General features: G+C 66.0%; 11 protein-coding genes, 2 rRNA genes and 1 pseudogene. All 14 read left to right on the forward strand.

Annotated features, from left to right (window positions below):
* Nucleotides 1–14: 14 nt before the first annotated feature.
* The 14 genes and pseudogenes from secY (at nucleotide 15) to ACWHYA_RS08860 (ending at nucleotide 14,614) form a co-directional block, all read left to right on the forward strand.
* Nucleotides 15–1,340 carry a preprotein translocase subunit SecY gene (gene secY, locus ACWHYA_RS08795; RefSeq protein WP_425944011.1) on the forward strand — a complete coding sequence of 442 codons (1,326 nt, stop codon included), beginning with the start codon at nucleotides 15–17 and terminating at the stop codon, nucleotides 1,338–1,340.
* Nucleotides 1,340–1,921 carry an adenylate kinase gene (locus ACWHYA_RS08800; protein ID WP_425944009.1) on the forward strand — a complete coding sequence of 194 codons (582 nt, stop codon included), beginning with the start codon at nucleotides 1,340–1,342 and terminating at the stop codon, nucleotides 1,919–1,921. Before secY ends, ACWHYA_RS08800 begins: the two co-directional genes overlap by 1 nt.
* 15 nt (nucleotides 1,922–1,936) lie before the next feature.
* On the forward strand, nucleotides 1,937–2,803 hold the full coding sequence (map, locus tag ACWHYA_RS08805) for a type I methionyl aminopeptidase (RefSeq protein WP_425944007.1): 867 nt from the start codon (nucleotides 1,937–1,939) through the stop codon (nucleotides 2,801–2,803).
* 187 nt (nucleotides 2,804–2,990) lie between these two features.
* The gene (infA, locus tag ACWHYA_RS08810) at nucleotides 2,991–3,212 is read left to right on the forward strand and encodes a translation initiation factor IF-1 (protein ID WP_425944005.1); all 222 of its coding nucleotides are present in this window, start codon (nucleotides 2,991–2,993) and stop codon (nucleotides 3,210–3,212) included.
* Between the two features lie 91 nt (nucleotides 3,213–3,303).
* Entirely contained in the window at nucleotides 3,304–3,417 is a 114-nt protein-coding gene (gene rpmJ, locus ACWHYA_RS08815; RefSeq protein ID WP_022925314.1) for a 50S ribosomal protein L36, read from the forward strand.
* Nucleotides 3,418–3,631: 214 nt separating this feature from the next.
* Nucleotides 3,632–4,009, forward strand: coding sequence for a 30S ribosomal protein S13 (rpsM, locus tag ACWHYA_RS08820; RefSeq protein ID WP_075956886.1), 378 nt, complete (start codon nucleotides 3,632–3,634; stop codon nucleotides 4,007–4,009).
* 126 nt (nucleotides 4,010–4,135) lie between these two features.
* The gene (gene rpsK / locus ACWHYA_RS08825) at nucleotides 4,136–4,504 is read left to right on the forward strand and encodes a 30S ribosomal protein S11 (protein WP_448095642.1); all 369 of its coding nucleotides are present in this window, start codon (nucleotides 4,136–4,138) and stop codon (nucleotides 4,502–4,504) included.
* A 28-nt stretch (nucleotides 4,505–4,532) separates the two neighbouring features.
* A complete protein-coding gene (rpsD, locus tag ACWHYA_RS08830) occupies nucleotides 4,533–5,141 on the forward strand; it encodes a 30S ribosomal protein S4 (protein ID WP_425944000.1) in 609 nt (202 codons plus the stop codon).
* A 267-nt stretch (nucleotides 5,142–5,408) separates the two neighbouring features.
* A pseudogene (locus ACWHYA_RS08835) lies at nucleotides 5,409–6,430 on the forward strand (DNA-directed RNA polymerase subunit alpha).
* Nucleotides 6,431–6,461: 31 nt separating this feature from the next.
* The gene (rplQ, locus tag ACWHYA_RS08840) at nucleotides 6,462–7,169 is read left to right on the forward strand and encodes a 50S ribosomal protein L17 (protein ID WP_425943996.1); all 708 of its coding nucleotides are present in this window, start codon (nucleotides 6,462–6,464) and stop codon (nucleotides 7,167–7,169) included.
* Nucleotides 7,170–7,256: 87 nt separating this feature from the next.
* Nucleotides 7,257–8,114 (forward strand): tRNA pseudouridine(38-40) synthase TruA, encoded by an 858-nt coding sequence (truA, locus tag ACWHYA_RS08845; RefSeq protein WP_425943994.1) that lies wholly within the window; start codon nucleotides 7,257–7,259, stop codon nucleotides 8,112–8,114.
* A 9-nt stretch (nucleotides 8,115–8,123) separates the two neighbouring features.
* Nucleotides 8,124–9,107 carry a zinc-binding dehydrogenase gene (locus ACWHYA_RS08850; protein ID WP_425943992.1) on the forward strand — a complete coding sequence of 328 codons (984 nt, stop codon included), beginning with the start codon at nucleotides 8,124–8,126 and terminating at the stop codon, nucleotides 9,105–9,107.
* A gap of 388 nt (nucleotides 9,108–9,495) precedes the next feature.
* Nucleotides 9,496–11,018, forward strand: a 16S ribosomal RNA gene (locus tag ACWHYA_RS08855).
* Nucleotides 11,019–11,474: 456 nt separating this feature from the next.
* Nucleotides 11,475–14,614, forward strand: a 23S ribosomal RNA gene (locus tag ACWHYA_RS08860).
* Together the 16S and 23S rRNA genes form the textbook arrangement of a ribosomal RNA operon.
* Nucleotides 14,615–14,694: the final 80 nt, after the last annotated feature.

Here is a 14,694-nt window from a genome sequence, read left to right on the forward strand (position 1 = left end):
GGAGGACCCTCCGTATGCTCTCCGCCTTCGTGCGTGCGTTCCGGACACCGGACCTGCGCACCAAGCTGCTCTTCACGCTCGCGATCATGGCGATCTACCGCCTGGGCACGCACATCCCCAGCCCGGGCATCGACTACGGCCTGGTCCAGCAGTGCCAGCAGAACGCGACCGCGTCCAGCAGCGTGCTCGGCATGGCCAACCTCTTCTCCGGCGGCGCGATGATGCAGCTGTCGATCTTCGCGCTGGGCATCATGCCCTACATCACGGCCGCCATCATCGTGCAGCTGCTGACCGTGGTCATCCCGCGCTTCGAGGAGCTGAAGAAGGAGGGGCAGGCCGGTCAGACCAAGATGACCCAGTACACCCGCTACCTGACGATCGGGCTGGCGGTGCTGCAGGCCTCGACGCTCGTCGTCATCGCCCGGGACCCGGCACGGCTCTTCGGCGGCACGTGCACGAGCGTCATGCCCGACGACGGCATCCCGGTGCTGGTCCTCATGGTCCTCACGATGACCGCCGGCACGGGCCTGATCATGTGGCTCGCCGAGCTGATCACCGAGAAGGGTGTCGGCAACGGGATGTCGCTGCTGATCTTCGTCTCCATCGCCGCCACCTTCCCGTCCTCGCTGTCGGTCATCTACCAGAAGTCGGTGACGACCTTCGTGCTCGTCATGCTCATGGGGCTGGCGATCATCACGGCCGTCGTCTACGTGGAGCAGTGCCAGCGCCGGATCCCCGTGCAGTACGCCAAGCGGATGATCGGGCGCCGCCAGTACGGCGGCACCTCGACCTACATCCCGTTGAAGCTGAACATGGCCAACGTCATCCCGATCATCTTCGCCAGCTCCATCCTCATGCTGCCGCAGCTGGCCGGGAACTTCGCCCGGCCCACCGACCCGGCCCAGCAGTCGCCGGAGTGGGTCACGTTCGTGGACCGCTACCTGTCCATGGGGGTGACCGGGCAGGGCACGCACTGGGTCTACATGCTGCTCTACGTCGCGATGATCATCTTCTTCACGTTCTTCTACGTGGGGGTGACCTTCAACCCGACCGAGGTCGCGGACAACATGAAGCGCTACGGGGGCTTCATCCCGGGCATCCGCGCGGGCCGGCCCACCGCCGAGTATCTTGAGTACGTGATCAACCGGATCACCACCCCGGGTGCGCTGTACCTGGCGGGGCTCTCGCTCATCCCGCTCATCGCGTTCAACGCGCTGCAGGTGGCGGACTTCCCGCTGGGCGGTGCCTCCATCCTGATCATCGTGGGTGTCGGTCTGCAGACGGTGAAGCAGATCGAGTCCCAGCTCCAGCAGCACGACTACGAAGGGTTCCTCCGCTGATGCGTCTGATCATGCTCGGTCCCCCCGGTGCCGGCAAGGGCACCCAGGCCGCCCTGGTGTCCGCCGCCCACGGCATCCCGGCCATCTCGACCGGAGACATCTTCCGGGCCAACATCAAGAACGAGACCCCCCTCGGGCTGCAGGTCAAGGAGATCACCGCCTCCGGGGGCTACGTCCCCGACGAGATCACCAACGCCATCGTGCGCGACCGGCTCGCCGAGCCGGACGCCAGCCAGGGGTTCCTGCTCGACGGCTACCCCCGGACGACCGGTCAGGTCGAGGCGCTGGACGGCATGCTCGAGGAGTCGGGCCACGCGCTCGACGCCGTCGTCGAGCTGACCGTGGACACCGACGAGGTCGTCGGCCGGCTGCTCGCACGGGCCCAGGAGCAGGGCCGGGCCGACGACACCGAGGAGGTCGTCCGGGAGCGGATGCGCATCTACGCCGAAGAGACCGCGCCCCTGGCCGCCGTCTACCGCGACCGCGGGCTGCTGCGGGTGGTGGACGGCATGGGGACCGTCGAGGAGGTCACCGCCCGCATCGAGGCGGCCCTGGCCCCCTCGGCCGGGCGACCCGCCTGACCCGGGCCGCCGACGATGTCGCTCTTCCGTCGCCGCACCTCCATCGAGGCCAAGACGCCCGACCAGCTGCGGGCCATGCGCCGCGCCGGCCTCGTGGTGGCCGACACCCTCGCCATGGTCCGGGAGCGGGCGGTCGCAGGCGTGAGCACCGGTGAGCTGGACGCGCTCGCCGAGGACCTGATCCGCTCCGCCGGCGCCCGACCCAGCTTCCTGGGCTACCACGGCTTCAGCGGCAGCCTGTGCACGTCGGTCAACGAGGAGGTCGTCCACGGGATCCCGGGGCCGCGCGTCCTGGCGGACGGCGACCTGCTCTCGGTCGACTGCGGGGCGATCGTCGACGGCTGGCACGGGGACGCGGCCATCACCCTCGTGGTCGGGGGCCGGGACCGGGGACGCCCCGAGGACCTGGCGGTCATGGACGACACCGAGGCTGCCCTGTGGGACGGCATCGCGGCGCTGCGCGCCGGGGGTCGGTTGTATGCCGTGGGGGACGCGGTCGAGGCCTCCGTCGAGTCCGCGCTCGAGGGTCGCGCCGCGCAGGGGGTCTCGACCTACGGGATCCTGGAGGACTACGTGGGCCACGGGATCGGGCGGCAGATGCACATGGACCCCAACGTGCCCAACTACGCCGTCACGTCCACCGGCCCGACCGTGCCCTCGGGTGCGACGCTGGCCATCGAGCCGATGGTGACCCTCGGCACGATCGAGACCCGGACGCTGGACGACGACTGGACGGTCGTCACCTCTGACGGCAGCAGGGCCGCGCACTGGGAGCACACCGTCGCCGTCACGGACGGGGGGCTGTGGGTGCTCACCGCCGCGGACGGCGGGCAGGAGCAGCTGCGGGCCAGGGGAGCGGCCTTCGCCCCCCTGTCCGACTGACGACCGTCCGCGGGAGGACCGTTCCCGGGCCCGTCACGAACGACCGTTCCCGGCTCGTCACGGACGCCGCGCGGGGGCCGCGGGCCGCGGCCCGGCACGGATTGGCCTTCCCTTCCCCGATTCGCGTACGATGGTGCGTCGGCCCGGACTGGGTCGATGCAGTGCAGTCACGCGAAAAGTGGAGGACATGGCGAAGAAGGACGGCGTCATCGAGATCGAGGGCACGGTTGTCGAAGCCCTTCCGAACGCAAACTTCCGGGTGGAGCTGACCAACAAGCACGTCGTGCTGGCCCACATCTCCGGGAAGATGCGTCAGCACTACATCCGGATCCTCCCCGAGGACCGGGTCGTGGTGGAGCTCAGCCCGTACGACCTCACCCGTGGACGCATCGTCTTCCGCTACCGCTGACGACCCGGGCCCCGACTGCCGCCGGCAGGGAGGGGCCCCTCGCTGCACACGCACCACATCCACCACCCGAAGATCCGAAAGCAGGCAGGCCATGAAGGTTCAGCCGAGCGTGAAGAAGATCTGCGACAAGTGCAAGGTGATCCGCCGTCACGGCCGGGTCATGGTGATCTGCGACAACCTGCGCCACAAGCAGCGCCAGGGCTGAGCAGAGCACGACCGCACGGCTCGCAGGGCTTCCCGCCACGTCGAGAAGCGCGACACAACTTCATACCGAATGCAACAAGCAGCACCCGACCCCCGTCGACACGGGACGTCACCCCCGGCCGCGAGAGCCGGGGACCGCGGGCTCCGGCCCAGTTCAGAGGATGCGGACCGGTGCTGCACCAGACTCTCGCACGATTTCTAGGAGCACCTGCCACATGGCACGACTCATCGGAGTCGACCTCCCGCGCGACAAGCGCGTCGAGGTCGCCCTCACCTACATCTTCGGCGTGGGTCGCACCCGCGCCGACCAGACCTTGGCGGCAGCGGGCGTGGACCCCTCGACCCGCGTCAAGGACCTGACGGAGGAGCAGCTGGTCGCTCTGCGTGACCACCTCGAGGGCGCCTACCGCCTCGAGGGTGACCTGCGCCGTGAGGTGGCCGCCGACATCCGCCGCAAGGTGGAGATCGGCAGCTACCAGGGGATGCGGCACCGCCGCGGCCTGCCGGTGCACGGTCAGCGCACGAAGACCAACGCGCGGACCCGCAAGGGCCCCAAGCGCACCGTCGCCGGCAAGAAGAAGGCCGGCAAGTAATCACCCCGGGGGGCTCCGCCCCCCGTGCACCCCCGCCAGGGCTCCGCCCGGCGCCGGTGCGAACCGAACAGCTTCCTCGTCAGGAGAGACAATGCCCCCAAGAGCCGTCAGGCCGGCGCCCGCAAGGTGCGCCGCAAGGAGAAGAAGAACGTCGCCGTCGGGCACGCTCACATCAAGAGCACGTTCAGCAACACCATCATCACCATCACCGACCCCACCGGGGCCGTCATCGCCTGGTCCTCCTCGGGCCAGGTCGGCTTCAAGGGCTCGCGCAAGTCGACGCCCTACGCCGCCCAGATGGCTGCCGAGGCCGCCGCCCGTCGCGCGATGGAGCACGGCATGCGCAAGGTGGACGTCTTCGTCAAGGGCCCGGGCTCGGGCCGCGAGACGGCCATCCGCTCGCTGACCGCCGCCGGCCTGGAGGTCGGCACGATCAGCGACGTGACGCCCCAGGCGCACAACGGCGTCCGCCCGCCCAAGAAGCGCCGTAACTGAGCCCCGGAAGGAACCAGGTAACTACATCATGGCCCGTTACACCGGACCCATCACCAAGAAGTCCCGCCGGCTCAAGGTCGACCTCGTCGGCGGCGACAAGAACTTCGACCTCCGTCCCTTCCCGCCGGGGCAGCACGGCCGCCGCCGGTCCCAGGAGAAGGAGTACCTGACCCAGCTGCAGGAGAAGCAGAAGGCCCGCTTCACCTACGGCGTCATGGAGAAGCAGTTCCGTCGGTACTACGAGGAGGCGGCCCGCCGCCCCGGCAAGACCGGCGCCAACCTGCTGGTCATCCTCGAGTCCCGCCTGGACAACGTGGTCTACCGCGCCGGACTGGCGCGCACCCGTCGTGCGTCCCGTCAGCTGGTGACCCACGGTCACTTCCTGGTCAACGGCCGCCGGGTGGACGTCCCGTCCTACCGCGTGGAGAAGTACGACATCGTCGAGGTCCGTCCGCAGTCGGTCGAGACGTTCCCCTTCCAGCTGGCGCGCGAGACCTACGGCGACCGCCCGGTCCCGGCCTGGATGAAGGTGCTCCCCGGCTCGCTGACCATCCTCATCCACCAGCTGCCCACGCGTGAGCAGATCGACACGATCCTCACCGAGCAGCTGATCGTGGAGCTGTACTCCAAGAACTGATCGTCGGGGGCAAGCCCCCGACCACCCCCACAGGCGGGGAGCTCGCTTCGCTCGCGCTCCCCGTCTGTTCCGGGAAGACCAGGGCTCGCTTCGCTCGCCGGTCTTCCCGGGCTCGCTCCGCGAGCTGCCCGGTATGGCGTTCTGCACCTCATACCGTGCAGCTCACCTCCGCGGTCACGGACAGAGGTGACCACGGTGACCGGCCCCAGGCCGGTGCGTGTCACGAGGCGTCATATAGCGGGCGCCCGTGGAAAGGAAAGATCACCCGTGCTCATCGCACAGCGTCCCATCCTCTCCGAGGAGGTCGTCTCCGACGCCCGTTCCCGGTTCTCCATCGAACCGCTCGAGCCCGGCTTCGGCTACACCCTCGGCAACTCCCTGCGCCGCACCCTGCTCTCGAGCATCCCCGGCGCCTCGCTGACCAGCATCCGCATCGACGGCGTGCTGCACGAGTTCTCCACCATCCCCGGGGTCAAGGAGGACGTCACCGAGATCATCCTCAACCTCAAGCGGCTGGTCGTCTCCAGCGAGCACGACGAGCCGGTCGTGATGTACCTGCGCAAGCAGGGCGCCGGTGCCGTCACCGCCGCCGACATCGCTCCGCCCGCCGGGGTCGAGGTCCACAACCCCGACCTGCACCTGGCGACGCTGAACGAGTCGGGCACGATCGAGATCGAGATGACCGTCGAGCGCGGTCGTGGCTACGTCTCGGCCCAGCAGAACAAGTCGGGGGAGCAGGAGATCGGCCGGATCCCGGTCGACTCCATCTACTCCCCGGTCCTGGCCGTGACCTACAAGGTCGAGGCGACCCGTGTGGAGCAGCGCACCGACTTCGACCGTCTCGTCGTCGACGTCGAGACGAAGAGCTCGATCAGCCCGCGCGACGCCATGGCCTCGGCCGGCAAGACGCTGGTGGAGCTCTTCGGGCTGGCCCGCGAGCTGAACACCGAGGCCGAGGGCGTGGAGATCGGCCCCTCCAACGGGGACGGGGCACTGGCCTCCGACCTGGCGCTGCCGATCGAGGAGCTGGACCTGACGGTGCGCTCCTACAACTGCCTCAAGCGCGAGGGCATCCACTCGGTCGGCGAGCTCGTCGGCCGCAGCGAGGCCGACCTGCTGGACATCCGCAACTTCGGCGCCAAGTCCATCGACGAGGTCAAGGACAAGCTGGCCGAGATGGGCCTGGCGCTCAAGGACAGCCCCCCGGGTTCGAGGGTGCGAGCTCCTACGAGGACGGGTCCTACGACGACGAGGGCGACGCCGCCTTCGTCGAGGACGAGCAGTACTGATACCGAATTTTCCACCCCAGGAGTCAATCTCATGCCTGCACCCAAGAAGGGCCCGCGCCTCGGCGGCGGAGCCGCTCACGAGCGTCTCATGCTGTCCAACCTGGCCACCGCCCTGTTCGAGCACGACCGGATCACCACCACCGAGCCCAAGGCGCGCCGGCTCCGGCCCCTCGCCGAGCGCCTGGTGACCTTCGCCAAGCGCGGTGACCTGCACAACCGCCGCAAGGTCCTGACCACCATCCGGGACAAGGGCGTCGTGCACCGCCTCTTCACCGAGATCGCCCCGGACATGGCCGACCGCCAGGGCGGCTACACCCGGATCACGAAGATCGCCCCGCGCAAGGGGGACAACGCCCCCATGGCCGTCATCGAGCTCGTCCGCGAGCCCGTGGCCCGCAAGGCCGTGGTCACCCAGGCCGAGGGCGCCACCCGGCGATCGGCGAAGGACCGTGACGCCGCGGCGGCCGCGCCGATCTCCGACGCGGAGCTCCAGGCCGAGGAGCCCACCACCACCGACGAGGCCGCGGTCGACCAGACCCAGGCCGAGGTGGAGGCGGCGGACAGCGCCGCCGAGCAGGGCGTGGACGTCGCCGCTGCCGGCGAGGTCACCGAGGTGAGCGAGAACGAGACGGCCGAGGACACCACGGAGGCCGCCATGGTCTCCGGCGGTGCGGACGACGCCGACGAGTCGGCGGCGGACGACGCCGAGGAGCCGGCGGAGGCCGACGACAGCAAGTGACGTCGTCGCTGCGCTGAGCACCACGCAGGCCGCCCACCCCCGAGCCGGGGTGGGCGGCCTTCGTCGTCGGCGGTGCAGGATGGGACCGTGCGCATCCGGATCGACCTCGCCTACGACGGGACCGACTTCTCGGGGTGGGCCCGTCAACCCGGCCGACGGACGGTCGAGGAGGAGCTGGGCAGGGCCCTGACGACGGTCCTGCGCCGCTCTGAGGTCCGGCTGACCGTCGGCGGACGCACCGACGCCGGGGTGCACGCCCGCGGATCGGTGTGCCACCTCGACCTGGACCCCGACGAGTGGGCGGCGGTGACTGGTCGGTCGGCACGGGTTCCGGCCGAGGCGCTCGTGTCCCGGCTGCGCGGCGTGCTGCCGCCCGACGTGGTCGTGCGGAGCGCACGGGAGGTGCCGGACACCTTCGACGCGCGGTTCTCCGCCGTCCGCCGCCGCTACACCTACCGGTTGTGCGACGACCCCACCCGGCTCGACCCGCTGCGCCGTCGGGACACCGTCGTGTGGCGGCACCGCCTCGACGAGGAGGCGATGACCGTGGCGGTCGACGGGCTGGTGGGCCTGCACGACTTCGGGGCGTACTGCCGTCCTCGGGAGGGAGCCAGCACGGTACGGCACCTGCAGTCCTACCGGTGGGAGAGGGACGACGACGGGACGCTCCGGGCCACGCTGGTGGCGGACGCCTTCTGCCACAGCATGGTGCGCGCCCTGGTCGGCGGGGCGGTGGCGGTGGGGGAGGGCCGCCGGCCCACGACCTGGCCCCGCGAGGTGCTGGAGCGTGGGGTCCGGGACCCCGGCGTGCAGGTCATGCCCGCCCACGGGCTGTGCCTCGAGGCGGTCGAGTACCCGGACACCGACGAGGCCAGGGCCGCCCGGGCCGCGGAGAGCCGGGCCGTCCGGGGGCCGGTCCACGGCCCCGGCCGGGATGCACGCTAGGTTGGCGGCATGCTGGCTGCCTACGTCGACGCCATCAACGCCGAGGACCCGCTGAGCGGGCTCGTCGTGGGAGACCGCCCTGCGCCGGAGGAGAGGGTGGGGTGGGTGGTGCTCCCCGTCCTCGCGGCCGGGCTCAACCACCACGACCTGTGGTCGCTCAGGGGGGTCGGCCTGCCCGCCGACCGGCTGCCGATGATCCTGGGCTGCGACGCCGTGGTCCGGCACCCCGACGAGGGACCGGTCGTGGTCCTGCCGGTGGTGGCCGGAACCCCCGGCTGGGACGGCGACGTCACCCTCGACCCCCGGCGTTCCCTGCTCTCCGAGCTCCACCAGGGGACCCTCGCCGAGCAGGTGGCCGTCCCTGAGGGAAGCTGGGCCCCCGCACCGGCGCACCTGTCGACGGTGGAGGCGGCCGCACTGTCCACCGCCTGGCTCACGGCCTACCGGATGCTCTTCCGCAACGCCGACGTCCGTCCGGGTGACACCGTGCTCGTCCAGGGCGCCGGCGGGGCGGTGTCCACGGCACTGGTCCAGCTGGGCGCGGCCGCCGGACTCACGGTGTGGGTCACGAGCAGGGACGAGGCGAAGGGGAGGGCGGCCGTCGAGCTCGGCGCCGCCCGCGCCTTCGCCAGCGGGGATCGCCTGCCGCAACGCGTGGACGCGGTCCTGGAGAGCGTCGGGGCCGCCACGTGGTCGCACTCGGTCAACGCGCTCAGGCCGGGCGGGACGATCGTCATCTGCGGGGCCACCTCCGGCGACGCGCCCGAGAAGGCCGAGCTGACCAAGATCTTCTTCAAGCAGCTGCGGGTGGTCGGCTCGACGATGGGGACCCTGGCGGAGCTCCGCGGGTTGTGCCGCTTCGTCGAGACCGCCGGCCTGCGGCCGGCCATCGACAGCACCTACCCGCTCGCGCGTGCCGCCGACGCGCTGGCCCACTTGGCCGCCGGAGACGTGCGGGGAAAGGTCGGGATCACCGTCGCAGAACCGCTCTGACCAGCGCTGATGTCGACGCACCCACTGTGTCGAACAGGTGCCGGCGGCGGCGATTTGGACCGCACCCCCGGGTGTGTGTAACGTATCTCCTCGCTGCCCCGCGGAAGCGGAGCGGCGGGCCAGCTCCCTGGCCGCCCCAACCCCCACCTCCTCGCACCGCGAGGATTCGGTGAGCCGGAGCGGATCAGGTACGCTGGACAGGTTGCCCCGGATGAGGCTTGCACGGTTGTGTGGGTGTTCTGATGGTGTGTGTCCGATCTTTGAGAACTCAACAGCGTGTCAGTTTATTGATGCCATGTATTTGTTTTGCCACCGCGCTTCTGCCCCCCGGTGGGGTGTGGTGGTTTGTTTGTCAGGAAACTGGGTTCTTTGGTAAGAGTTTTGGTTTTTATCGGAGAGTTTGATCCTGGCTCAGGACGAACGCTGGCGGCGTGCTTAACACATGCAAGTCGAACGATGAAGCGGTGCTTGCACCGTGGATTAGTGGCGAACGGGTGAGTAACACGTGAGTAACCTGCCCTTCACTCTGGGATAACTCCGGGAAACCGGTGCTAATACTGGATATGACTCCAACTCGCATGGGTATGGAGTGGAAAGCTTTTGTGGTGGAGGATGGACTCGCGGCCTATCAGCTTGTTGGTGGGGTAATGGCCTACCAAGGCGACGACGGGTAGCCGGCCTGAGAGGGTGACCGGCCACACTGGGACTGAGACACGGCCCAGACTCCTACGGGAGGCAGCAGTGGGGAATATTGCACAATGGGCGAAAGCCTGATGCAGCGACGCCGCGTGAGGGATGACGGCCTTCGGGTTGTAAACCTCTTTCAGCTCTGACGAAGCTTTATCGTGACGGTAGGAGCAGAAGAAGCACCGGCTAACTACGTGCCAGCAGCCGCGGTAATACGTAGGGTGCGAGCGTTGTCCGGAATTATTGGGCGTAAAGAGCTTGTAGGCGGTTTGTCGCGTCTGCTGTGAAAGCCCGGGGCTTAACCCCGGGTCTGCAGTGGGTACGGGCAGGCTAGAGTGTGGTAGGGGAGACTGGAATTCCTGGTGTAGCGGTGGAATGCGCAGATATCAGGAGGAACACCGATGGCGAAGGCAGGTCTCTGGGCCACTACTGACGCTGAGAAGCGAAAGCGTGGGGAGCGAACAGGATTAGATACCCTGGTAGTCCACGCCGTAAACGTTGGGCGCTAGGTGTGGGTCCCATTCCACGGGGTCCGTGCCGCAGCTAACGCATTAAGCGCCCCGCCTGGGGAGTACGGCCGCAAGGCTAAAACTCAAAGGAATTGACGGGGGCCCGCACAAGCGGCGGAGCATGCGGATTAATTCGATGCAACGCGAAGAACCTTACCAAGGCTTGACATGTACCGGAAACTCTCAGAGATGGGGGCCCCGCAAGGTCGGTACACAGGTGGTGCATGGTTGTCGTCAGCTCGTGTCGTGAGATGTTGGGTTAAGTCCCGCAACGAGCGCAACCCTCGTTCTATGTTGCCAGCACGTGATGGTGGGGACTCATAGGAGACTGCCGGGGTCAACTCGGAGGAAGGTGGGGATGACGTCAAATCATCATGCCCCTTACGTCTTGGGCTTCACGCATGCTACAATGGCCGGTACAGAGGGCTGCGATACCGCGAGGTGGAGCGAATCCCTTAAAGCCGGTCTCAGTTCGGATTGGGGTCTGCAACTCGACCCCATGAAGTCGGAGTCGCTAGTAATCGCAGATCAGCAACGCTGCGGTGAATACGTTCCCGGGCCTTGTACACACCGCCCGTCAAGTCACGAAAGTCGGTAACACCCGAAGCCGGTGGCCCAACCCTTGTGGAGGGAGCCGTCGAAGGTGGGACTGGTGATTGGGACTAAGTCGTAACAAGGTAGCCGTACCGGAAGGTGCGGCTGGATCACCTCCTTTCTAAGGAGCACATCTGGCCCCAGCTGGTCCGTTCCCGTTCGGGGGTGGGCCTGGGGTCTGGTGCCCGTGTCGTGGGCGTTCGTCCCGCGGCGGGTGCTCGGGTGGAACATCGATATTCCGTCGCCTCACCGGCGCTCCTGCTGTCCTGACCTGGTACGGCCCGTCCCCCTTTTCGGGGGGGTGGGTGTGGAACGGTCGGCGCGGGGGTGGTTGGTGCTGGTGCTGACACGTTGTTGGGTCCTGAGGGATCGGGCGGCCCCCGTTGGTGGGGGTCTTCTGGTTGCTCTGGTTCGTCCGGGACCCTGGGTGCTGCCGTACCCGTCCGGTGCCGGTGCGTGCCTCGCGTAGAGCGGGGTGTGGACCGGTGGTGGGTGTGTGGCGGTGGTGTTTGCCTGGGGTTGGCCTGGTCGTGTGTTGAGAACTGTACAGTGGACGCGAGCATCTTTGTGGCTTTTTTGTCAAGTTTACAAGGGCGCACGGTGGATGCCTTGGCACCAGGAACCGAAGAAGGACGTGGGAATCTGCGATAAGCCTCGGGGAGTCGATAACCAGACTTTGATCCGAGGATTTCCGAATGGGGAAACCCGGCTGGACTCATCTCCAGTCACCCGCACCTGAATATATAGGGTGCGTGGAGGGAACGCGGGGAAGTGAAACATCTCAGTACCCGCAGGAAGAGAAAACAACATGTGATTCCGTGAGTAGTGGCGAGCGAAAGCGGACGAGGCCAAACCTCAGCTGTGTGATCACCTGGTAGGGGTTGCAGCTGGGGGGTTGTGGGAGTGTGTGTACCGGTGCTACCACGCCGGTGCGGAGTAAGAAATCGAGTTCATAGGCGAAAGGTCTGGGAAGGCCTGGCACAGACGGTGAGACCCCGGTAGCCGAAATGTTCTCGACTCCGTATCGCACGTCCCAAGTAGTACGGGGCCCGAGAAATCCCGTACGAATCTGGCAGGACCACCTGCCAAGCCTAAATATTCCCTGGTGACCGATAGCGGACAAGTACCGTGAGGGAAAGGTGAAAAGTACCCCGGGAGGGGAGTGAAATAGTTCCTGAAACCGTGTGCCTACAATCCGTCGGAGCCGGCCCGTGGGCTGGTGACGGCGTGCCTTTTGAAGAATGAGCCTGCGAGTTAGTGCTCAGTGGCGAGGTTAACCCGTGCGGGGTAGCCGTAGCGAAAGCGAGTCCGAACAGGGCGAATGAGTCGCTGGGTCTAGACCCGAAGCGGAGTGATCTACCCATGGCCAGGGTGAAGCGCGGGTAAGACCGCGTGGAGGCCCGAACCCACTTAGGTTGAAAACTGAGGGGATGAGCTGTGGGTAGGGGTGAAAGGCCAATCAAACTCCGTGATAGCTGGTTCTCCCCGAAATGCATTTAGGTGCAGCGTCATGTGTTTCTTGCCGGAGGTAGAGCTACTGGATGGCTGATGGGCCCCACCGGGTTACTGACGTCAGCCAAACTCCGAATGCCGGTAAGTAAGAGCATGGCAGTGAGACTGCGGGGGATAAGCTTCGTAGTCGAGAGGGAAACAGCCCAGATCACCAGCTAAGGTCCCTAAGCGTGTGCTAAGTGGGAAAGGATGTGGAGTTGCGAAGACAACCAGGAGGTTGGCTTAGAAGCAGCCACCCTTTAAAGAGTGCGTAATAGCTCACTGGTCAAGTGATTCCGCGCCGACAATGTAGCGGGGCTCAAGCACACCACCGAAGCTGTGGCAACGACACCTTTGCCCGGCCCTCCCCTTCGCGGGTGGGTCCAGGCGTGTCGTTGGGTAGGGGAGCGTCGTGCCGCGGGAGAAGCATCCGAGTGATCGAGATGTGGACGCGGCACGAGTGAGAATGCAGGCATGAGTAGCGAAAGAAGAGTGAGAAACTCTTCCGCCGAATGACCAAGGTTTCCAGGGTCAAGCTAATCTGCCCTGGGTAAGTCGGGACCTAAGGCGAGGCCGACAGGCGTAGTCGATGGACATCCGGTTGATATTCCGGAACCGGCGAAGGACCGCCCAGTACCGAATCATGTGATGCTAAGCGCCTGAAGCCTTCGCAGACCCTGTCCCCTTCGGGGGGTTGGTGAGCGGGGGTGGAACGCGTGGCCCGAGCGTGTAGTAGGTAAGCGATGGAAGGACGCAGGAAGGTAGCCTCCGCGTGGCGATGGTAGTCCACGTCCAAGAGCGCAGGACCGGGGAGAGGTAAGTCCGCCCCATCGGTGTCCGAGGCTTGATGGTGACCGTGTATGCGGGAAGAAGGGTGATCCTATGCTGCCTAGAAAAGTTCCTAGCGAGGTCCGAGCCGCCCGTACCCCAAACCGACCCAGGTGGTCAGGTAGAGAATACCAAGGCGATCGAGTGAATCGTGGTTAAGGAACTCGGCAAAATGCCCCCGTAACTTCGGGAGAAGGGGGGCCCGACGTGTGAGACCCCTTTGCGGGTTGGCACGGAGGGCCGCAGAGACCAGGGAGAAGCGACTGTTTACTAAAAACACAGGTCCGTGCGAAGTCGCAAGACGATGTATACGGACTGACGCCTGCCCGGTGCTGGAACGTTAAGGGGACGGGTCAGCCGCACTTGTGCGGCGAAGCTCTGAACTTAAGCGCCAGTAAACGGCGGTGGTAACTATAACCATCCTAAGGTAGCGAAATTCCTTGTCGGGTAAGTTCCGACCTGCACGAATGGCGTAACGACTTCTCCACTGTCTCAACCACGAACTCGGCGAAATTGCACTACGAGTAAAGATGCTCGTTACGCGCAGCAGGACGGAAAGACCCCGGGACCTTTACTATAGCTTGGTATTGGTGTTCGGTACGGCTTGTGTAGGATAGGTGGGAGACTGTGAAGCGGGCACGCCAGTGTCCGTGGAGTCAACGTTGAAATACCACTCTGGTCGTTCTGGATGTCTAACCTCGGTCCGTGATCCGGATCAGGGACAGTGCCTGGTGGGTAGTTTAACTGGGGCGGTTGCCTCCCAAAAGGTAACGGAGGCGCCCAAAGGTTCCCTCAGCCTGGTTGGTAATCAGGTGTCGAGTGTAAGTGCACAAGGGAGCTTGACTGTGAGACAGACATGTCGAGCAGAGACGAAAGTCGGGACTAGTGACCCGACGGTGGCTTGTGGAAGCGCCGTCGCTCAACGGATAAAAGGTACCCCGGGGATAACAGGCTGATCCTGCCCAAGAGCTCATATCGACGGCATGGTTTGGCACCTCGATGTCGGCTCGTCGCATCCTGGGGCTGGAGTCGGTCCCAAGGGTTGGGCTGTTCGCCCATTAAAGCGGTACGCGAGCTGGGTTTAGAACGTCGTGAGACAGTTCGGTCCCTATCCGCTGCGCGCGGAGGAAACTTGAGAAGAGCTGTCCCTAGTACGAGAGGACCGGGATGGACGAACCTCTGGTGTGTCAGTTGTCCTGCCAAGGGCACCGCTGATTAGCTACGTTCGGACGTGATAACCGCTGAAAGCATCTAAGCGGGAAGCACACTTCAAGATGAGGTTTCCATACCCCTTGTGGGTGAGAGGCTCCCAGCTAGAACACTGGGTTGATAGGCCGGACGTGGAAGCACAGCAATGTGTGGAGCTGACCGGTACTAATAAGCCGACAACTTGACTTAAACCCAAGCCCGAAGATGTTACGCGTCCACTGTACGGTTCCCGAGACACGAACCACCACCACCCCCACCACAAAATGTGG

This window comes from Ornithinimicrobium carbonis (assembly GCF_977012275.1).